Here is a 19331-nt window from a genome sequence, read left to right on the forward strand (position 1 = left end):
TCAGTCGACAAGTGCACCGCCCGACAGATTGACAACGGTTCCGGTCATGACTCCAGCGCGATCTGAAGCAAGGAAAGCGGCAGTCTCTGCGACTTCGGAGAGCGTGGGCAGCCTTTTCAGGAGCGTCCCCTGCGCCATCGCCCCGCCTTCGAGCAATTCCTGGACCGATTCCCCCGCCGCTGCCGCGGTCTGGACGAAGAGATCCTTGGTGTAGGAACCCGCCGCCGGGGCGTCGACGACAGCGTGTGGACGGATGTCGATGACCCAGATGTTGCGGGGTGCCAGCTCCGCGGCCAGACCCCGCGCGAATGCTTCCTTGCCGGCCGCGCTCACGGCGTGCCCGAGGATGCCGCCCACGGCCAGTTTGGCGCCGGGCTCGGACAAGGTCAGAATGACGCCAGGACGCTCGCGACCCATGTGCGGTGCCACAGCCTTGCTTGTGATGAACAGCGTCCGCAGAAAGCCGTCGATCGGCCGCATGAACTCCGCCAGCGAGAGGTTCGCCAGCACCGTCCCCTGGTCGTGCATCACGCTCACGGCATTGAGGGCGATGTCGATGCTCCCGCCCGCCGCCGCGATCGCGTTGGCGTGGTTTTCGACCGCCTGTTGATCGAGAACGTCGACTCGCGCGGTCTCGACGGTCCCGCCCGTGGCGGCGATATCCTCCGCCACGGCGTCGAGCTTCGCCTGCGTTCGCCCGGCGAGGAAGACCCGCGCGCCTTCTCGGGCGAATACCCGTGCGATAGCGCCGCCGATTGCGCCCCCGCCGCCATAGATCACAGCGTTCTTGTCCTCGAGCAGCAATCCACTCATGTGTGTCCTCCGGAGTTCTGCAGCCGCACCACGAATACCAATACGCAACCATTGGTTGCGCATAACCGTAACCGACGCACCCGACGATCCGCAACCTCTTGTTGCGCAATGGTCGCGCGCGGGCTGTGGTAGCCGCCCGGCGGATCGGCATCACGGGCTCCCGGCCACAGAGATGTCTCGCCGGCAACGCGGGCGCGGAAGCCGGCGTGAAGGCGTCCTGATGGTCAGGAAGGCCGGGTGATGCCCTCGCTGCCGCCGAAGCTGGCTTCCTCGTGGCTGACGAGTCCGAGCAGCGCCAGCGGCCGCGGTGTCACCGCGATGGTCAGGTAGGAGACCGTGATCGCCCAGCGGTTCACGGCTCTCGGCACGGCGAAGGTGTGATAGGCGCGCGTCACCGCCTTGGCGGGCAGACCGGAGAGGCGGATGCCCATCGGGTTGGCGACGGCGAAGCCCGGCCCGAGGTCGACGACCAGACCGAGGTCGCGATGCTTGTAGTCCACGGCAGTGCCGATGCCGAGACTGGCGGCGACGTTCCTGGCCAGCGTCTTGCCCTGCCGCGAGGCGTGCTGCGCCGTGGGCGGCGTGATCCGGCCCGGCTTGGTGAGGTCGGGCACGGCCGCCGCGTCCCCGCCCGCGAAGACGTCCGGATGGCCGGGCACGGCCAGTTTCGCGTCGACGACCAAGCGCCCCTTCTCCAACGGCAGGCCGAGCGTGCCGAGCACCGGCGCGCCGGTCACGCCCGTCACCCAGGCGACGGTGTGCGTCGGAACCACCGTGCCGTCGGTGAGCACGACCGAGTTCTCGTCGAGTTTCTTCAGCGAGGTCTCCAACCGGATCTCGATACCCCGTTTCCGCAGCACCTTCAGCACCTTGTCGCTGAGCCGCTCGCCGACTTCGGGCATCACCCTGGGGGCCATGTCCAGCAGAAGGAAACGCACTTCGGCGGGGTCGAATCCGCGCCGGGCGGCGTACGCGTCGGCGAGGGCGCGCAACTGCGCGATCAGCTCGGTACCCGCGTACGACGCCCCCACGACGACCACGGTGCGGCGGGCCCGCCGTACTTCGGCGTCCTCTTCGTCGTCGGCGAGTTCGAGCTGGCGCAACAACTGCTCACGCAGGTACAGCGCCTCGGCGACGGTCTTGAGCCCGCGCGCGTGCTCCGCCAAGCCGGGTATGTCGAACAGCCGGGTGACCGATCCGGGCGTCAGCACCAGCCGATCCCAGGACAACTCCCGGGGCGGGTACTGCTCACCGGCCACCGTGATCGTCTTGTTCTGCAGGTCCACCGACCGGACGTTCGCGACCACGAGCCGGACCCGCGGCAGCGAATCGGCCAGGGAGATGGCGACGAATCGGGGGTCGATCAGTCCGCCCGCCACATCCGGCAGCAGCGGGGTGTAGAGCATGTAGTCGTTCGGGGTGACGAGGACGATTTCGACGTCCCGTTTCGCCTTCGCCACGATGCGGCAGAGCTTCTGGGCGCAGGTGAACCCGGCGAATCCACTCCCCACGATCACGACCCGCTGCGGGCTCGCGGTGTTCCCATCCGACACGGAGACCTCCTCGACGTCAGCTCTCCGACGCGATTCCCGCCCAGACCGTCCCGAAACCGCGCTACCGGCCGCTCGTGACTCGGCGAACTCCGCCGAACCGGCATTCATCGGTGGTTTGGCGTGCCGGGAGGGTGGTAGTGCGTCGGTGTCAGCTGCTCGAATCGGCGATTGCGCGAAAGGAGCACAGCATGGGCCAGGTCAATCCGATCCAGGTGCAGAAGTACCTCTCCGGTCTCGACTATCCGTGCGACCGCGAGGGCATTGTCTCGGCAGCCCGGGACAACGGTGCGGACAAAGACATCCTCAACGCCCTCGAGGCGATCCCCGACCGGACTTACGACGGCCCGAACGCGGTCAGCCAAGCCGTGTCGTGAACGCCCGCGACCACGGATCCCGGCGGCTACGGCCGGACCGGATCCGCGGTCGCTCGCGCCACCCCCTGAGCCCCGCACGCTGCAACCGGGCAGCGGACCCGCATGGCCAGGCACTCGGAAGGAGAACGCAGTGGACGCATTGACATTTCTGCGCACCGACCACGAAGGCGTACTCGGGATTCTCGAGTCCCTGGAACGTGGCCGGGGCAGCGGCGACGCAGAGGTCCGCGCTCGTGGTGATCTGGTGACCACCCTGGTGATCGCGGAATCGCAGCACGAGGCGATCGAAGAGCAGTTCTTCTGGCCGGAAGTCCGGCGGACGGTCCCGGACGGCGACGAACTCGCCGATCGGGCGATCGGCCAAGAGGACCGGGCCAAGAAATTGCTCCAGCAGCTGAAGAACTCGCAGGCGGGCAGCTCCGAGTTCGAGCAGGCGCTGACCGAGTTCATTCCCGCCGCGCGCGCCCACATCGAGTTCGAGCAGTCCGAGGTATGGCCGGTGTTCGCGGACGCGATACCACCGGAGACGTCCAACGAACTGGGGCGCAAGATGGCCGCGGCGAAGGCCATGGCACCGACCCGGCCGCATCCAGGCGCGCCGTCGAGCCCCGGCTATCTGAAGACCATGGGCATGGTGTCCGCGGTCGTGGACAAGATCCGCGACCTGATCAGCGGCAGGCGCTCCCACTACCCGCCGACCGCACCCCCGTCCTGACTCCCGGCGCAAAAGCGCCGACGTGCCCGCGACCGGCGGTCGCGGCGACTCGGCGCGCTGACTTCCGGAACCGGGACTCCAGGGCGAGCAGGGGTCGGCGGCGACGGTCTCGGCGACTTCGCCTCGGTCTACGGCTACCAGTGCTTCGACTGGCAGGTCACGCTCGTCGCGACGCGGATCATCATCGCGGGCATGCAGGGCATCAGCTCTTCGGCAACTGGTTGGCCCGGAAGTATTGCGCCGCTGAGCTATCCGGCGGTCGACGTGCAGGCGGTCAATCGCACGCTCGCAGCACGGGGAATCGCGCTGCCGAGATCGGGGAACGGCGGAGCGCTGGGACCGAGGACCTCGATGGCCCGGCGTTCGGCTTCGGCACGGGTGGCGCCCCACGCCCATCCGTGTCTGCCGTCGGCGCCGCGCACCACGGACCCGCAGGCGTTCCAGAACTGCACCACCGTCCGGCAGTCGGCGACACCGCATTGAGCGCGAGCCGCGGTGTCCGCAGCGGCGGCGCTCGCATAGTCCACCGCCGAAGTGACGGCGCCTGTGCTGGAGGAAAACGCCAGCGCGCCATAGTAGGTCGCCGCACGCGCTTCACCCGCAGGAGCGCCGACCACGGCGCAGGTGGCGGCCGACACCGCCGCGAGCCCGAGGGCAGCCTTGTGCGGCACCGACATGTGAGGATCCTCCCCGTCTCTCGTCTGTGGGGTCAGATCATCGCCGGACTCGTACGCTTTGTCCAAAAGCAAGCTTCCCACCGTGGGCAGGTCCGTGATACCGGCGCGGTAGGCGCTCGTCTGACGAAAGCCTTTCGCGCCGAGCAGCGGTCGGTGCGGCCGTGCGGATGGGTAGTGACCGGTAAGGGTCGCCGGTGACCGGACCACTACCACTGCACGCGGCAGATATGACGCAGCCGCCGGAGCACCTTGTTCAGGCACTGCCCGGCGGCTGCTACCAGCTCTGGCGATTACACCGTGAACCCGAGGGCGCGCAACTGCTCGCGGCCGTCCTCGGTGATCTTGTCCGGCCCCCACGGCGGCATCCAGACCCAGTTGATCTTCAGGTCTTCCACCAGCCCGCTGCGCACCAGCGCGTTGCGGGACTGGTCTTCGATGACGTCGGTCAGCGGGCAGGCCGCCGAGGTCAGCGTCATGTCGAGGACCGCGATGTTCTCCTCCTCGACGCGCAATCCATAGACCAGGCCCAGGTCGACGACGTTGATGCCCAGTTCCGGGTCGACGACGTCGCGCATCGCCTCTTCGATGTCCTCGAGCAGCTTGATGTCCTCCGCGGACAGCTCGGCCGGTTCGGCGGCCGACGCGGCCGGTTCGGTCGTGTCGGTGGCCGGTGTGTCACTCATGACGCTTCCCCGTTTCCCATCGGACGGTGTCAGTTCTCTTCCGCGGCGCCGGCGGGCTGCTCGGGGCCGATCCTGAGGACGGCGTCCTTGAACGCCATCCACCCGAGCAGCGCGCACTTCACCCGCGCGGGGTACTTCGAGACACCCGCCAAGGCGATGCCGTCGCCGATCACGTCCTCGTCGCCCTCGATGGTGCCGCGGCTGGAGATCATCTCACTGTAGGAGTCGACCACCTTCAGCGCCTGTTGCACCGGCAGCCCGATGACCTGGTCGGTGAGGATCGAGGTGGCGGCCTGGCTGATCGAGCAGCCCTGCCCGTCGTAGGAGACGTCGGCGATGTCACCGTCGTCGTCCAACCGCACGCGCAAGGTCACCTCGTCGCCGCAGGTCGGGTTCACGTGGTGCACCTCGGCCCCGAACGGCTCGCGCAGCCCCCGGTGATGCGGGTGCTTGTAGTGATCCAGGATCACTTCCTGGTACATCTGCTCCATGCGCATGTCTTATGCAACTCCGAAGAAGCTCTGTGCCTTCCGCACGGCGGCGACCAGCGCGTCCACCTCGGCCACGGTGTTGTAAACCGCGAAGGAGGCACGCGCGGTGGCGGCGACGCCGAAACGCCGGTGCAGCGGCCACGCGCAGTGGTGGCCCACGCGGATGGCGACGCCCTCGTCGTCCAGGATCTGCCCGACATCGTGGGCGTGGATGCCGTCGACGACGAACGCGACCGCACCGCCGCGATCGACGTTCTCGCCGGGCCCGATCACCCGCACGCCGTCGATCCCGGCCAGTCCTTCCAGCGCCGCGCCCACCAGCGTGTGCTCGTGCGCCGCGACCGCGTCCATGCCGATCTCTTCGAGATACCGCACAGCCGCGCCCAATCCGACCACCTGCGAGGTCATCGGCACACCGGCCTCGAAACGCTGCGGCGGCGGCGCGTAAGTGCTGTGGTCCATGAAGACCGTCTCGATCATGGAACCGCCGGTGATGAACGGCGGCATGTCCTCCAGCAGCGCGCGGCGACCGTAGAGCACGCCGACGCCGGAGGGACCGAGCATCTTGTGACCGGAGAACGCGGCGAAATCGACACCGAGGGAACGGAAGTCGACCGGCATGTGCGGCACCGACTGGCAGGCGTCGAGCACGACCAGCGCGCCCACCGCCTTCGCCCGGCGGACCAGCTCCTCGACCGGAGCCACCGCGCCGGTGACGTTGGACTGGTGGGTGAACGCGATCACCTTGGTGGCGGGCGACAATTCCAGCGAGTCCAGGTCGATCCGGCCGTCGTCGGTCACGCCGTACCACTTGAGCGTGGCGCCGGTGCGACGGGCCAGCTCCTGCCAGGGCACCAGATTCGCGTGGTGTTCCAGCTCGGTGACGACGATCTCGTCGCCCGGCCCCACGTGGTGCGGAAACCGGTCGTCGGCGAACGCGTAGGTCACCAGGTTCAGCGACTCGGTGGCGTTCTTGGTGAACACGATCTCACCCGCGTCGACGCCGACGAACCGCGCGATGTCGGCCCGCGCGCCCTCGTAGGCATCGGTCGCCTCCTCGGCCAGCTGGTGCGCGCCGCGGTGCACCGCCGAGTTGCTGGTGATCAGGAAGTCGCGTTCGGCTTCGAGCACCTCGATCGGCCGCTGCGCGGTCGCGCCGGAGTCCAGATACACCAACGGTTTCCCGTCCCGGACCGTGCGGTTCAGGATCGGGAAGTCGGCCCGGATGCGGGCGACGTCGAGGGTGCGGACCGTAGCGGTCATATCAGGCTCCAGCGGTAGCGGTCTGAGTGAAGCGGACGTAGCCGTTGGCGTCGAGTTCCTCGGCGAGTTCGGGGCCGCCCTCGGCGACGATGCGGCCGCCGACGAAGACGTGCACGAACTGCGGCTGGATGTAGCGCAGGATGCGGGTGTAGTGCGTGATCAGCAGAACGCCGCCGTTCTCGCGCTCCTTGTAGCGGTTGACCCCTTCGGAGACGATGCGCAGCGCGTCGACGTCCAAGCCGGAGTCGGTCTCGTCCAGGATGGCGATCTTCGGCTTGAGCAGGCCGAGCTGGAGGATCTCGTGGCGCTTCTTCTCGCCGCCGGAAAAGCCCTCGTTCACGCTGCGCTCGGCGAAGGCGGCGTCGATCTCCAGTTCGCTCATCGACTCCTTCACCTCCTTGACCCAGTGCCGCAGCTTGGGGGCCTCGCCGCGCACGGCGGTGGCGGCGGTGCGCAGGAAGTTCGACATCGAGACGCCGGGGACCTCGACCGGGTACTGCATGGCGAGGAACAGGCCCGCACGCGCGCGCTCGTCCACCGACATCGCCAGCACGTCCTCGCCGTCGAGGGTGATCGAGCCGGAGGTCACCGTGTACTTCGGGTGACCGGCGATCGCGTAGGACAGCGTCGACTTGCCCGAGCCGTTCGGGCCCATGATGGCGTGCGTCTCACCGGATTTCACCGTGAGGTTCACGCCCTTGAGGATCTTGATGGGCTCGCCGGACTCGTCGGGGTTGGCGACCTCGACGTGCAGGTCCTTGATTTCCAGGGTGGTCATCGAATTCGGATTCCTTTGCCAGGTATGGGGGTCGTTGATCAGGCGCCGATGGCGGCGAGTTCGGCCTCGATGGCCGCCTCCAGCCGCTCCCGGACCTCGGGCACCGCGATCTTCTGGATGATCTCGTGGAAGAAACCGCGCACCACCAGGCGGCGGGCAGCGTCCTCCGGGATGCCGCGGGCGCGCAGGTAGAACAGCTGCTCGTCGTCGAACCTGCCGGTCGCGGACGCGTGCCCGGCGCCGACGATCTCGCCGGTCTCGATCTCCAGGTTCGGCACCGAGTCCGCCCGCGCGCCGTCGGTGAGCACCAAGTTGCGGTTCACCTCGAAGGTGTCGGTGCCCTCGGCGGCGGCGCGGATGAGCACGTCGCCGACCCACACGGTGCGGGCGTCGCCCTTCGGCGAGTTCGGGTCGCCTTGCAGCGCACCCTTGTACAGCACGTTCGACTTGCAGTTCGGCACCGCGTGGTCGACCAGCAGGCGCTGTTCGAAGTGCTGGCCCGCGTCGGCGAAGTAGAGGCCGAGCAGTTCGGCGTCGCCGCCGGGTCCGTCGTAGCGGACGTTGCCGGTCAGGCGCACCAGGTCGCCGCCGAGGGTGACCGAGGTGTGCCGCAGCGTGGCGTCGCGGCCCAGCTTGGCGTGGTGGGCGGTGGCGTGCACGGCGTCGTCGGCCCAGTCCTGCACGGCGACGACGGTCAGCGAAGCCGAATCACCGAGCACGAATTCGACGTTCTCGGCGTAGGTTCCGCTGCCGCGCTGGTCGATGACCACGGTGGCCTTGGCGAAGCGGTCCAGCCGGATCTGCAGGTGGCCGTAGGCGGTCTTGTCCTCGCCGGGGCCGGTGATCGTGACGGTCACCGGTTCGGCGACCTCGACCTCCTTGCCGACCGACACGACGGTGGCTTGCTCGAAGCCCGAATACGCCTGCGCGGCAACGCGATCGGACGGCACGCCGCCTTCGCCGAGCCGGGTGTCGGCGCGGTCGACCGTCTCGACCGTCACGCCCTCGGACGCGGCGACCTCGACGGTCGCGCGGCCGTCGCGGACCGCGCTGCCGTCCTGCAGTCCGCGCAGGCGGCGCAGCGGGGTGAACCGCCACGCCTCGTCCTTGGCGGAAGGCACCTCGAAGGCGTTGACGTCGAACGAGGTGAAGACCTCGCCCTTGTTGATCGCGGGGGTACGAGCCTCGGCGGCTTCGGCGACGTTCTCGACGGCCATCAGCCGACGGCTCCTTCCATCTGCAGTTCGATCAGGCGGTTCAGTTCGAGGGCGTACTCCATCGGCAGTTCCTTGGCGATCGGCTCGACGAAGCCGCGCACCACCATCGCCATCGCCTCGTCCTCGGTGAGGCCACGGCTCATCAGGTAGAACAGCTGGTCCTCGGAGACCTTGGAGACGGTCGCCTCGTGACCCATGGTCACGTCGTCCTCGCGGATGTCGACGTAGGGGTAGGTGTCCGAGCGGCTGATCGTGTCGACCAGCAGCGCGTCGCACTTCACCGTCGACTTCGAGCCGTGCGCGCCCTTGTTCACCTGGACCAGGCCGCGGTAGGAGGCCCGGCCGCCGCCGCGCGCCACCGACTTCGACACGATGGTCGAGGAGGTGTGCGGCGCGAGGTGCAGCATCTTGGCGCCGGTGTCCTGGTGCTGGCCCTCACCGGCGAACGCCACCGAGAGCACCTCACCCTTGGCGTACTCGCCGGTCATCCAGACCGCGGGGTACTTCATGGTGACCTTGGAGCCGATGTTGCCGTCGATCCACTCCATGGTCGCGCCCGCCTCGGCCTTGGCCCGCTTGGTGACCAGGTTGTAGACGTTGTTCGACCAGTTCTGGATGGTGGTGTAGCGGCAGCGGCCGCCCTTCTTCACGATGATCTCCACCACCGCGGAGTGCAGCGAGTCGGACTTGTAGATCGGCGCGGTGCAGCCCTCGACGTAGTGCACGTACGCGCCCTCGTCGACGATGATCAGGGTCCGCTCGAACTGGCCCATGTTCTCGGTGTTGATCCGGAAGTAGGCCTGCAGCGGGATGTCGACGTGCACGCCCGGCGGCACGTAGATGAACGACCCGCCCGACCACACCGCGGTGTTCAGCGCGGAGAACTTGTTGTCGCCCGCGGGGATGACCGAGCCGAAGTACTGCTGGAAGATCTCCGGGTGCTCTTTGAGCCCGGTGTCGGTGTCCAGGAAGATCACGCCCTGGGCCTCCAGGTCCTCGCGGATCTGGTGGTACACGACCTCGGACTCGTACTGCGCGGCGACACCGGCGACCAGCCGCTGCTTCTCCGCCTCGGGGATGCCCAGCTTGTCGTAGGTGTTCTTGATGTCCTCCGGCAGCTCGTCCCAGGAAGCGGCCTGCTTCTCGGTGGAGCGGACGAAGTACTTGATGTTGTCGAAGTCGATGCCATCGAGGTTGGAGCCCCACAACGGCATCGGCTTGCGATCGAAGATGCGCAGGGCCTTCAGCCGCTGTTCGAGCATCCATTCCGGCTCGTTCTTCTTCGCCGAGATGTCGCGGACAACCGCCTCGGACAGACCTCGTTGCGCGCTGGCGCCGGCCACATCCGAATCGGCCCAGCCGTAACCGTATTTACCCAGCGAGGCGATGGCCTCTTCCTGGGTGAGCGGTTGCACCTGGTCGGTGGTCGTCGTCATTCGGCACTCCTTCCGGAGTCGTTCGTTCGTACCGCTGCGGGCTGTGCAGCGGTTGGTGCTGACGTTCTGGTGCGGTCGGCGGGCAGCACGAGCAGCGGCACATGCGTGGTGCACGCGCAGTCGCCGTTGGCGATCGTGGCCAGCCGCTGCACGTGGGTGCCGAGCAGCTCGCGGAACGCCTCGAGCTCCGCCGCGCACAGCTGCGGGAACTCCTCGGCGACGTGCGCCACGGGGCAGTGGTGCTGGCAGATCTGCACGCCCGCGCCCACCTTGCGGGTGGTGGCGGCGAACCCCGCGTCGGTGAACGCCTCGGCGATCTCCTCGGCCTTGGCCTCGGTCTGTTCCGTGGTGTGCTCGCCGACCGGTTCGATCCCGGCCACGATAGTGCGTGCTCGTTTGCGGGCGAACTCGGTGATGGCCTGTTCGCCGCCGATCTCCCCGAGCTGCCGGATCGCGGCCCCCGCCAGATCGTCGTAGGCGTGACCGAGCTGGCCTCGTCCGGCGGCGGTGAGCTGGTACTGCTTGGCCGGACGGCCCCGGCCTTTCTGCTGCCACGGTGCCGATCGACCTGCTCGCGCCTGACCGGACTCGATCAAGGCGTCCAAATGCCTGCGCACACCCGCCGGTGCCAGGCCGAGCCTGTTCCCGATCGCGGTGGCGGTGATCGGTCCTTCCTCCAGCAGCAGCTGGACGATGGCCGCTCGGGTGTGCCCTTCGCCGCCGACCGTCGCGGGGGCAGCAGCCGACCCGGCGCCGGTCCGGCGACCAGCCCCTTCGTCGTTCCTCCGCAAACCCACGGTTTTCACAACATCAGTGTGGCGGAATTCGTTCCCGAAATCTAATAAGGGTGCCCTGAGTCAGCGGCCCGATCGACCTGCGGGTATTCCGGCGCCGTGGACAGTCGCGCGCGGACAGCCCGGACAAGTGTCCACCCTCGAAACGCCGGCTCCGCACCCCTCTCCCCCGGCTGACCTGCGCAGAGAAAATGCCGAGCGGAACCGAGCGGGGGGCGGGCGCGGGAAGCCCCGGCTTCCGGCACCGCAGCCGCGGCGTGGTCGACGTAGGGCGGCGGCGGCCCGCAGTGCTGTTCGTCACAGGCGCTCAGCGCACCGCGACCAGTTTCATCGGCGTCTCCAGCAGCGCGTCCACCGCCTCGTCCCACGCCGCCGTCGCGGTGGTGACCAGCGACGGATCGAAGCGACCGGCCGCGACGAGTTCGAGCACCTCGGGAATGACCGGGCGCACGTGCGCGCGGCCGGTGTGGAAGGTGCAGCAGCGGGTGTACATGTCCAGGATCGGCAGGGCCACGTCCTGCAACTGGACGCTGACGCTCGTGCACCAGCCGTCGTAAGCCGTGGCATCGATCGCCGCGCGCAGCGCCTTGGCCCCGCCCGCCGCCTCCACCACGATCGGGAAACGCCCGACCCGCGCGGCGCGTGGGCCTTCGATCGCGTCGGCCCCGAAGGATTTCGCGATATTCAACCGCTCGACGGAGTCGTCGAGATAGACGACGCGGGCGGAGCCGAGCGCCACCGCGAGCCCGGCGGCGTACAGACCGATGGACGGCGCGGCTGGGCCGCCGATCACCAGCACTTCGGCGGCGGGATCCGCCGCCAATTGCGGTCCGACCGAGCGGTAGGCGTCGGGAATGTTGTCGCTGGCACTCGCCACCGCGGCCGGGTCGACGCCGGAAGGCAGCCGCACCAGCATGGCGTCGGCGTGCGGCACCAGCGCCAGGTCCGCCCACAGCCCGCCCCAGTCCAGCCCGCCCATGGGGCCGAGACCGAAACTGGACAGGCGCGGATGGCTCGCGCAGTTCCCGGTCCGCCCGCGCGCACAGGACCGGCACGCGCCGCAGGAGATCTGGAACGGCACCACCACCAGGTCGCCCACCGCCACGCCGCGGACTTCCGGCCCGGCCTCGACCACTTCGGCCACCCCTTCGTGCCCGAACGGATACGGCCCGGGCAGCGGGAACGCGCCGCGCAGGACGGCCGGGTCCAGGTCACAGGTGGCCAGCGCGACCGGCCGCACCAGCGCCTGGCCGGGTCCGCTCAGCACAGGTTCCGGATGTTCTTCCCAGCGCATCGCGCCGGGACCGGCCAGCATCAGACGCTTCATCGTCCGAGTGTCGCTAGAACGTTCTTTCTAGTCAACGGTTTCACCCGCATCGCCCCGCTGTGCGGCCATTTCCGGAAAATTTCCGGATGAGGTCGCCCTGCCGGGCTCACTTTCGACCGAACCATCCCCCGCCGCGACGGCGCCGCCGATCCCCGCCGCCGCGAACGTCGACCTGATGAGCCGCTCCATCGACTTCGCCACGGTGCGCAGCGGAGCGTCCGACTGCCGGATGCGAGCCAGGATCGTCGCGCCCTCGTAGGCGGCGACCACCGTGGCGGCCAGCTCCGCCGCCTCCTCCCCGCGGAGTCCGAGTTCGGCGAGCAGTCCGGCGAACGCCTGCTCCATGGTGTCGAAGGCGCGCACGCACGCCGAGCGCACCGCTTCCACGTCACTGCCGCCGTCCAGCGCGGGCGTCCCGATCGGGCACCCGTCGGTCCATTCCGAGTCCGCGAGCTTGCCCGCCATGAATTCGAACAGCGTGGCCAACGTGGCGAACACGTCGGTCGGCGCCTGCCGGATCATCCGGCCGGTGAGCACGCCCGTCCCGGTGATCGCCGCGACCGCGATCTCCTCCTTGCCACCCGGGAAGTGGTGGTAGATCGAGCCGTACGGCAGTTCGGCCGCCTCGCTCAACGCCTTCAAACCGAACCCGTGATACCCGTGCCGCGCCAGCAGCCCGGACGCGGCCACCTCGATCCGCCGCCTGGACTCCGAAACCATGCGTCGATTGTGCCGCGTGCGCGGGACGGGTCCGGGCGGAACGAGCGGGGTCCGTTCGCGGTGGAGGAGCCGAGCCGCCTACAACTGCTTTACGACGGCGCCTTGTTCGTCGAGGATGGCGATGGATGGTGTGCCGTCCATAGCTACGCGCAACCGTATTCGCGGCCGCCCTTGCGGATCGCACAACGTCAGCCCGGTGCCGTTCTCACTGTCGGCGAACAACCGCAGACCCATGGCATGAGTCGCCAGGTGGATGGCATCTCCGTTCGGGTAATCCGACGAGGCCTGAATATTGCCTGCCGCGCAGCCGTTTACGCGCTGTCGACGAGGTCGCGCTCAGTGGGCGGCGGATGCCTGCAGGACCGAAGCAACTGGTTCGGCGGGGCGCTGGAGCAGGGTTTCCAGCTCGCTTGCGGTAGCGGCGAATTCCCCGCGGCGCGCGGCTCGGAACATGCCGAGCAGCATGGCCGCCCGGTCCTCGGGGACACCGTGAGCGACCAGGGAGGCGGCCCATTCGGCGTCCTCGACGACGACGCGGCGGATCGTTCGTCCGGTCCGTTCGCCGAGGAGGGCGGCGATGTCGTCGAGGTCGAGGGCGTCCGGGGCGGTCAGGGGCGGAGTCGGCCCGTCGAAGCGGCTCTCGTCGGCGAGGATGATCGCCGCCGCTTCGGCGAGGTCGGCATGGGTGGTCCAGGAGACGGGGCCATCGGCCGGGGCACGGAGTTCACCGGTGTCCAGCGCAGTGCCCAGCAGGAGCGGGACGGTGGCGGCGTAGAACCCGTTGCGCAGCGCGGTGAACGGTGTGCCGGTCGTTGCCAGATACCGCTCGGTCGCGGCGTGGTCCGGCATGGGGGCGAACAGCGAATCGGCGGCGGCGGCCTGGTGGCTGGTGTACAGGATGCGCCGGGCGCCCGCGGCGCATGCGGCGTCGATCGCCGCGACGTGCGCTGCGACGGCCGCCTCCCCGGTGAGGTCGGCCGAGACGATCAGCACTCGGGTCGCGCCTTCGAATGCCTCGGCCAGGGATCGCGGGTCGGTGAAGTCGCCGCGCCGCACCCGCACTCCGCGGGCGGCCAGGTCACCGGCCCGGTCGGTGTCGCGGACGCTGACGCCCACTCGATCGGCCGGTACCCGTTCCAGCAGCCGCTCGACGATCTGGGAGCCGAGGAGTCCGGTGGCTCCGGTAACGATGATCATCACTTCTCCTTATCAACGTTATTATCGTTGTTAGCAACAGCGATAGTAGCAGCGGTTAGACTTGCCGCATGGCGGAGTCGAGATCGAGCGGCGCGAGCAGGCAGGAGACGCGGGAACGCATCGTGGAGGTGGCGGCGCGGCTGTTGCGGGAACAGGGTCCGCACGCTGTCACCACCCGCGCGGTCGCCCACGCGGCCGGCATGCAGGCGCCGACCATCTACCGGTTCTTCGAGGACAAGGACGCCTTGCTCGATGCCGTCGCCGAACACGTTTTCGCCACATACGTGGCCGGCAAGACGCTCGTCGAGCAGGAGGACGACCCGGTGGTCGATCTTCGCGCCGGATGGGACATGCACATCGACTTCGCCCTGACCAACCCGGCGGTCTTCGCGATGCTCGCCGATCCGCAGCGCGGGAGCGCCTCACCGGCGGCGGCCGCCGGGCTGCGGGTGCTCCGCGATCGCGTGCGCCGCGTGGCGGCGGCCGGTCGGCTCCGGGTCGGCGAACGCCGCGCCGTCGAGCTCGTCCACGCCGCCGGGACCGGCGCCGCGCTGGCCCTGTTGTCCGTCCCGCCACAAGAGCGTGACCTGGGGCTTGCCGAGGCGATGTACGAGGCGGTGACCCACGTAATACTGACCGAAGACCCCTCCCCCGCCACGCGCGACACCACCGCGGCCGCGCTGTGCGGCGCACCCGAATTGCCGATGCTCACCGACGCCGAACGCGCCTTGCTAGCGGAATGGCTGCGACGCCCCGAGGAGGACTCCATCAGCACCGCCGACCCGCGTCATCCCCGCTGACATCGACACGACAGACCGGGATGCGCGCACCCACTAGGCTGCGTTGCGTGGCGGTACTGGAGGGCGCGCGGCGCAGGACACTGGCTTTCGGGCGCCGGGCACTCGGACTCGACGTGCCCGCGGCCGATCACACGATCGCGGTGCTGCACCGCGACGAGTCCGAGGTGCCCGGTCTCGATCGCAAGGAGCTGGCGCAGCTCGACCGGATCCGCCTGATGGGCGCGACCGGCACGGTGCTGATGGCGATCAGCGCACTGGGCATCGGCGCGCAGCCGGTGCACCAGAACCCCACCTCCGGCGTCCGCGTGCTCGGCATCTTCGCCCGCGCCCACACCGGCTCGCTGGCCATGTGCATGACCGGCACCGTCGTGGTCGTGCTGGCCTGGCTGCTGCTGGGCCGGTTCGCAGTCGGCGGCATCGGCGGCTCCCCCGTCCACCGGCTGACCCGCTCGCAAATGGATCGCACGCTGCTGCTGTGGCTCATCCCGCTCAGCGTCGCTCCCCCGCTGTTCAGCAACGACGTCTACTCGTATCTGGCGCAGAGCGAGATCGCCGCGCGCGGCATCGATCCCTACGAGGAAGGGCCGGTCGCGGGACTGGGGATCGACAACGTGCTCACCAACAACGTCCCGACCATCTGGCGCGACACCCCCGCGCCCTACGGTCCGCTGTTTCTCTGGATCGGCCGGGGCATCGCCGAACTGACCGGGGACAACATCATCGCGGGCGTCTGGGTGCACCGGATCCTCGCGCTGGGTGGCGTCGCGCTGATCGTCTGGGCGCTGCCCCGGCTGTCGGCGCGCTGTGGCGTCGCGGCGGTGAGCGCGCTGTGGCTCGGCGCGGCGAACCCGCTGGTGCTGTTCCATCTGGTGGGCGGCGTGCACAACGACGCGCTCATGCTCGGCCTGATGCTGGCCGGACTGGAGTTCTGCCTGCGCGCCATCGAGGACACCCACCCGTTCGACGGCCGCGCCTACGCGTGGCTGATCGGCGGGTCGATCATCATCACGCTGTCGTCGTCGATCAAGTTCACCTCGATCATCGTGCTCGGGTTCGTCGGGATGGCGTTGGCGCGGCGCTGGGGCGCTTCGCTGCGCACGGTCGCCATCGCGGCCGCCATGCTCGGCGCGATCGCCATCGGCACAACGCTGTTCATCAGTTCGGTGAGCGGACTCGGATTCGGCTGGATCTACACGCTGAACACCGCGAACGCGGTGCGCAGCTGGATGTCGCTGCCGACCGCGCTCGGCATCATCACCGGGTTCGGCGGTGTGCTGCTCGGACTCGGCGATCACACCACCGCGCTGCTGAGCATCACCCGCCCGATCGCGGCGGTGGTCGCGGCCTTCTTCACCGTGCGCATGCTGGTCGCCACCGGCACCGGGCGGCTGCATCCGGTCGGCGCGCTCGGCGTGGCGCTCGGCGCCATCGTGCTGCTGTTCCCGGTGGTGCAGCCCTGGTATCTGCTGTGGGCGATCGTACCGATGGCGGCCTGGGCGACCCGGCCGGTGTTCCGGGTGCCCGCGGTGGCGTTCTCGGGGATCGTCAGCGTGATCCTGATGCCGCGCGGCGCCGATCTCGAAGTGTTCCAGATCGTGGGCGCCGCGATCGCCACCGTGATCGTCGGCGTGCTGTTCATCGTGATCACGCGCAATTCGCTGCCCTGGCGCGGGCAGACGGGGGTGTCGGCTCCGTCACAGGCGCCCACCTCCTACGGTGTGACATCGTGAGCGCACCCTCCGGACCCGCCGTCAGCGTCGCCGGCGTCGTCAAGCGTTACGGCGAGACCACGGCGGTGGACGGCCTGACCTTCGAGGTGGAGCCGGCGCGGGTGCTCGCGCTCCTCGGCCCGAACGGCGCGGGCAAGACCACGACGGTCGAGATGTGCGAGGGATTCGCGACGCCGGACGCGGGCTCTGTGCGCGTGCTCGGCTTGGACCCGGTCGCCGATTCCGAACGCCTGCGCCCTCGAATCGGCGTCATGCTCCAGGGCGGCGGCGCGTATCCCGGTGCGCGGGCGGGCGAGATGCTCGACCTGGTGGCCGCCTACTCCGCGGATCCGCTCGACCCCGACTGGTTGCTGCGCACCCTGGGTCTTCAGGACAACCGCCGCACGCCCTATCGCCGCCTCTCCGGCGGCCAGCAGCAGCGCCTCGCGCTGGCCTGCGCGCTGGTGGGCAGGCCGGAAATCGTGTTCCTCGACGAACCGACCGCGGGACTGGACGCCCAGGCCAGGTTGATCGTCTGGGAGCTGATCGATGCCCTGCGCCGCGACGGGGTGACCGTCGTGCTGACCACGCACATGATGGACGAGGCCGAGCAACTCGCCGACCAGCTGGTGATCATCGATCACGGCCGCATCGTCGCCTCCGGCACCCCGGCCGAGGTCACCGCGCACGGGGCGGCGGGGCAGCTGCGGTTCTGCGCGCCGCCCAAACTGAATCTGGAATTACTGGCCAACGCCCTGCCCGAGGGGTTCGCACCCCGGGAGACCACCCCGGGCACGTATCTGGTGGAGGGCGAGATCAATCCGCAAGTGCTCGCGACCGTCACGGCGTGGTGCGCGCGTATGAACGTGCTGGCCACCGACATCCGGATCGACCAGCGCCGCCTCGAAGACGTCTTCCTCGAACTGACCGGACGGGACCTGCGCGGATGAGCGAGCACGACCGGACCGCCAACCGGTTCGCGCCGGGCACCTTCACTCCCGGCCCGCGCCCGAGCACCCGCGCCGCGATGCTGCTCGCGCAGACCAGGCTCGAGCTGATCCTGTTGCTGCGCAACGGCGAACAACTGCTGCTGACCATGTTCATCCCGATCACCCTGCTGGTCGGCCTGAGCCTGCTGCCGTTCGGTGATCTCGGCACGCACCGGGTGGACAAGATCGTGCCCGCGGTGATGATGGTGGCCGTCATGTCCACCGCCTTCACCGGTCAGGCCATCGCGGTCGGCTTCGACCGGCGCTACGGCGCGCTCAAGCGGCTCGGCGCGACGGCGCTGCCGCGGTGGGGCGTCATCGCGGGCAAGAGCGCGGCCGTGCTGATCGTGGTCGTGCTGCAAGCCGTCCTGCTCGGCCTGATCGGCTTCGCGCTGGGCTGGCGGCCGGAACCCGTCGGACTGCTGCTGGGCGCGGCGGTGATCGCGCTCGGCACCGCCACGTTCGCGGCGATGGGCCTGCTGCTGGGCGGCACCATGAAGGCCGAGGTGGTGCTCGCGCTGGCGAACATCCTGTGGTTCGTCATGCTCGGCGTCGCCAGCATCGTGTTCGCCGCCGACGACCTGCCCACGGTGGTGAGCGTGCTCGCCCGCCTGGTGCCGTCGGGGGCGCTGGCCGAAGCGCTGGAGAGCGCGATGCACACCGGCGTCGACTGGTTCGGGATCGCCGTACTCGCGGTATGGGGCGCGGTGTCGGGGGTCGCGGCCACCCGCCTGTTCCGCTTCCACTGAAGCACAACGACGAAATGTAGTAGACCGGGTGAAGTCGCCGGATCCGGCCCGGCTACCATTTTCGACGTGCTGTATCGCGCGTTCTTGCGACTCGTCGACAAGCTGCCGCTGCCCTCACTGCGAGCGCAGCGCCTGATCGCGCTCGCGGTCATCCTGTCCCAAGCCGGCATCTCGGTGACCGGCGCGGTCGTGCGCGTCACGGCGTCCGGGCTCGGCTGCCCCACCTGGCCGCAGTGTTTCCCCGGCAGCTTCACCCCCGTGGCGGTGTCGGAGGTGCCCGCCCTCCATCAGGCGGTCGAGTTCTCCAACCGGCTGCTCACCTTCGTGGTCACGCTGTGCGCGGCGGCGATCGTGCTGGCGGTGACCAAGGCGCGCCGCCGCCGCGAAGTGCTGGTGTACGCGTGGCTGATGCCCGGCGGCACCGTCGTGCAGGCGATCATCGGCGGTATCACGGTGCGCACCGGGCTGCTGTGGTGGACCGTCTCGACACACCTGCTCGCGTCGATGGTGATGGTGTGGCTCGCGGTGGTGCTGTACGCGAAGATCGGCGAACCCGACGACGGCATCGACGCCGTGCAGGCTCCCGCGCCGCTGCGCTGGCTCACCGTGCTGGTCGGGATCGCACTCGCCGCGGTCCTGGTCGCGGGCACCTTGGTGACCGCCGCCGGTCCGCACGCGGGCGACAAGAGCATCGAACGTCCGGTCGAGCGCTTGCAGGTCGAGATCGTCACCCTGGTGCATCTGCACTCGCAGCTGCTGGTCGGCTACCTCGCGCTGTTGATCGGCTTGGCGTTCGGCCTGTTCGCGGTCGGCATCACGCCCGCCGTGCGCACCCGCCTCTTCGTGCTGCTGGGGCTGGTCTGCGCCCAGGCGCTGGTCGGCGTCGTGCAGTACTTCACCGACGTCCCCGCGGCGCTGGTCGTCGTGCACGTGGGCGGGGCCGCGGCGTGCACCGCCGCCACCGCCGCGCTGTGGGCTTCCCTGCGCACCCGGGAACGGGTCGCCGCCCCGAAGCAGGACCCCGCCGCGCAGGCCGCCTGAACTAC

Annotated in this window: 20 protein-coding genes and 1 pseudogene; 8 read left to right on the plus strand and 13 right to left on the minus strand. The window is 69.3% G+C overall.

What is annotated here, in order from left to right; all coding sequences use genetic code 11:
* A complete protein-coding gene (locus tag ABZ552_RS20150; RefSeq protein WP_357438963.1) occupies positions 1–813 on the minus strand; it encodes an SDR family oxidoreductase in 813 nt (270 codons plus the stop codon).
* Positions 814–1037: 224 nt separating this feature from the next.
* A complete protein-coding gene (locus tag ABZ552_RS20155) occupies positions 1038–2366 on the minus strand; it encodes an NAD(P)/FAD-dependent oxidoreductase (RefSeq protein ID WP_281879162.1) in 1329 nt (442 codons plus the stop codon).
* Positions 2367–2554: 188 nt separating this feature from the next.
* Here ABZ552_RS20155 and ABZ552_RS20160 point away from each other — a divergent pair, with 188 nt between their 5' ends.
* The 3 genes and pseudogenes from ABZ552_RS20160 to ABZ552_RS20170 form a co-directional block, all read left to right on the plus strand.
* Complete coding sequence (locus ABZ552_RS20160; RefSeq protein ID WP_281879161.1) at positions 2555–2740, plus strand: DUF2795 domain-containing protein; 186 nt, start codon at positions 2555–2557, stop codon at positions 2738–2740.
* Positions 2741–2870: 130 nt separating this feature from the next.
* Complete coding sequence (locus ABZ552_RS20165; RefSeq protein WP_281879160.1) at positions 2871–3455, plus strand: hemerythrin domain-containing protein; 585 nt, start codon at positions 2871–2873, stop codon at positions 3453–3455.
* An 87-nt stretch (positions 3456–3542) separates the two neighbouring features.
* A pseudogene (locus ABZ552_RS20170) lies at positions 3543–3688 on the plus strand (ABC transporter permease); the annotation flags it as partial.
* Between the two features lie 15 nt (positions 3689–3703).
* Here the strand turns inward: ABZ552_RS20170 and ABZ552_RS20175 are convergent.
* The 11 genes from ABZ552_RS20175 to ABZ552_RS20225 form a co-directional block, all read right to left on the minus strand.
* On the minus strand, positions 3704–4132 hold the full coding sequence (locus tag ABZ552_RS20175) for a DUF4189 domain-containing protein (RefSeq protein ID WP_159837591.1): 429 nt from the start codon (positions 4130–4132) through the stop codon (positions 3704–3706).
* Positions 4133–4422: 290 nt separating this feature from the next.
* The gene (locus ABZ552_RS20180; protein ID WP_357438967.1) at positions 4423–4815 is read right to left on the minus strand and encodes a metal-sulfur cluster assembly factor; all 393 of its coding nucleotides are present in this window, start codon (positions 4813–4815) and stop codon (positions 4423–4425) included.
* 29 nt (positions 4816–4844) lie between these two features.
* Complete coding sequence (sufU, locus tag ABZ552_RS20185; protein WP_281879158.1) at positions 4845–5312, minus strand: Fe-S cluster assembly sulfur transfer protein SufU; 468 nt, start codon at positions 5310–5312, stop codon at positions 4845–4847.
* A 3-nt stretch (positions 5313–5315) separates the two neighbouring features.
* The gene (locus ABZ552_RS20190) at positions 5316–6569 is read right to left on the minus strand and encodes a cysteine desulfurase (RefSeq protein ID WP_357438970.1); all 1254 of its coding nucleotides are present in this window, start codon (positions 6567–6569) and stop codon (positions 5316–5318) included.
* Position 6570: 1 nt separating this feature from the next.
* Complete coding sequence (gene sufC, locus ABZ552_RS20195; protein WP_281879155.1) at positions 6571–7347, minus strand: Fe-S cluster assembly ATPase SufC; 777 nt, start codon at positions 7345–7347, stop codon at positions 6571–6573.
* A 38-nt stretch (positions 7348–7385) separates the two neighbouring features.
* Complete coding sequence (gene sufD / locus ABZ552_RS20200) at positions 7386–8564, minus strand: Fe-S cluster assembly protein SufD (RefSeq protein ID WP_357438973.1); 1179 nt, start codon at positions 8562–8564, stop codon at positions 7386–7388.
* Positions 8564–10000 (minus strand): Fe-S cluster assembly protein SufB, encoded by a 1437-nt coding sequence (gene sufB, locus ABZ552_RS20205; protein ID WP_043727016.1) that lies wholly within the window; start codon positions 9998–10000, stop codon positions 8564–8566. Before sufB ends, sufD begins: the two co-directional genes overlap by 1 nt.
* Positions 9997–10797, minus strand: a complete 801-nt coding sequence (locus ABZ552_RS20210) for a metalloregulator ArsR/SmtB family transcription factor (protein WP_281880897.1) — start codon at positions 10795–10797, stop codon at positions 9997–9999. Before ABZ552_RS20210 ends, sufB begins: the two co-directional genes overlap by 4 nt.
* 304 nt (positions 10798–11101) lie before the next feature.
* Positions 11102–12121: an alcohol dehydrogenase catalytic domain-containing protein gene (locus ABZ552_RS20215; protein ID WP_357438976.1), complete on the minus strand. Its 1020-nt coding sequence runs from the start codon at positions 12119–12121 to the stop codon at positions 11102–11104.
* A 27-nt stretch (positions 12122–12148) separates the two neighbouring features.
* On the minus strand, positions 12149–12841 hold the full coding sequence (locus tag ABZ552_RS20220; protein WP_281879151.1) for a TetR/AcrR family transcriptional regulator: 693 nt from the start codon (positions 12839–12841) through the stop codon (positions 12149–12151).
* A 336-nt stretch (positions 12842–13177) separates the two neighbouring features.
* Positions 13178–14038 (minus strand): NAD(P)H-binding protein, encoded by an 861-nt coding sequence (locus ABZ552_RS20225; protein ID WP_281879150.1) that lies wholly within the window; start codon positions 14036–14038, stop codon positions 13178–13180.
* 68 nt (positions 14039–14106) lie between these two features.
* On the opposite strand from ABZ552_RS20225, the gene ABZ552_RS20230 reads away from it, so the two are divergent.
* The 5 genes from ABZ552_RS20230 to ABZ552_RS20250 all read left to right on the plus strand — a co-directional run bounded on the left by ABZ552_RS20230 (position 14107) and on the right by ABZ552_RS20250 (position 19326).
* Positions 14107–14838: a TetR/AcrR family transcriptional regulator gene (locus ABZ552_RS20230; RefSeq protein WP_281879148.1), complete on the plus strand. Its 732-nt coding sequence runs from the start codon at positions 14107–14109 to the stop codon at positions 14836–14838.
* Between the two features lie 47 nt (positions 14839–14885).
* Positions 14886–16568: a polyprenol phosphomannose-dependent alpha 1,6 mannosyltransferase MptB gene (gene mptB, locus ABZ552_RS20235; RefSeq protein ID WP_281879147.1), complete on the plus strand. Its 1683-nt coding sequence runs from the start codon at positions 14886–14888 to the stop codon at positions 16566–16568.
* On the plus strand, positions 16565–17497 hold the full coding sequence (locus tag ABZ552_RS20240; RefSeq protein ID WP_281879146.1) for an ABC transporter ATP-binding protein: 933 nt from the start codon (positions 16565–16567) through the stop codon (positions 17495–17497). Before mptB ends, ABZ552_RS20240 begins: the two co-directional genes overlap by 4 nt.
* Positions 17494–18285 (plus strand): ABC transporter permease, encoded by a 792-nt coding sequence (locus tag ABZ552_RS20245; protein ID WP_357438980.1) that lies wholly within the window; start codon positions 17494–17496, stop codon positions 18283–18285. The genes ABZ552_RS20240 and ABZ552_RS20245 overlap by 4 nt, the downstream gene beginning before the upstream one ends.
* A gap of 66 nt (positions 18286–18351) precedes the next feature.
* Positions 18352–19326: a heme A synthase gene (locus ABZ552_RS20250; protein WP_281917943.1), complete on the plus strand. Its 975-nt coding sequence runs from the start codon at positions 18352–18354 to the stop codon at positions 19324–19326.
* Positions 19327–19331 lie beyond the last annotated feature (5 nt).

The sequence above is a fragment of the Nocardia sp. NPDC019219 genome, assembly GCF_040632645.1.
GTDB lineage: Bacteria > Actinomycetota > Actinomycetes > Mycobacteriales > Mycobacteriaceae > Nocardia > Nocardia sputorum.

Bases quoted from the DNA above. Each gene is read 5' to 3' on its own strand.
- sufB (WP_043727016.1), bottom strand. From the start codon at position 10,000: ATGACGACGACCACCGACCAGGTGCAACCGCTCACCCAGGAAGAGGCC.
- ABZ552_RS20175 (WP_159837591.1), bottom strand. From the start codon at position 4,132: ATGTCGGTGCCGCACAAGGCTGCCCTCGGGCTCGCGGCGGTGTCGGCC.
- ABZ552_RS20190 (WP_357438970.1), bottom strand. From the start codon at position 6,569: ATGACCGCTACGGTCCGCACCCTCGACGTCGCCCGCATCCGGGCCGAC.
- ABZ552_RS20150 (WP_357438963.1), bottom strand. From the start codon at position 813: ATGAGTGGATTGCTGCTCGAGGACAAGAACGCTGTGATCTATGGCGGC.
- ABZ552_RS20245 (WP_357438980.1), top strand. From the start codon at position 17,494: ATGAGCGAGCACGACCGGACCGCCAACCGGTTCGCGCCGGGCACCTTC.
- ABZ552_RS20225 (WP_281879150.1), bottom strand. From the start codon at position 14,038: ATGATCATCGTTACCGGAGCCACCGGACTCCTCGGCTCCCAGATCGTC.
- sufU (WP_281879158.1), bottom strand. From the start codon at position 5,312: ATGCGCATGGAGCAGATGTACCAGGAAGTGATCCTGGATCACTACAAG.
- ABZ552_RS20215 (WP_357438976.1), bottom strand. From the start codon at position 12,121: ATGAAGCGTCTGATGCTGGCCGGTCCCGGCGCGATGCGCTGGGAAGAA.
- ABZ552_RS20230 (WP_281879148.1), top strand. From the start codon at position 14,107: ATGGCGGAGTCGAGATCGAGCGGCGCGAGCAGGCAGGAGACGCGGGAA.
- sufC (WP_281879155.1), bottom strand. From the start codon at position 7,347: ATGACCACCCTGGAAATCAAGGACCTGCACGTCGAGGTCGCCAACCCC.
- ABZ552_RS20220 (WP_281879151.1), bottom strand. From the start codon at position 12,841: ATGGTTTCGGAGTCCAGGCGGCGGATCGAGGTGGCCGCGTCCGGGCTG.
- sufD (WP_357438973.1), bottom strand. From the start codon at position 8,564: ATGGCCGTCGAGAACGTCGCCGAAGCCGCCGAGGCTCGTACCCCCGCG.
- ABZ552_RS20180 (WP_357438967.1), bottom strand. From the start codon at position 4,815: ATGAGTGACACACCGGCCACCGACACGACCGAACCGGCCGCGTCGGCC.
- ABZ552_RS20160 (WP_281879161.1), top strand. From the start codon at position 2,555: ATGGGCCAGGTCAATCCGATCCAGGTGCAGAAGTACCTCTCCGGTCTC.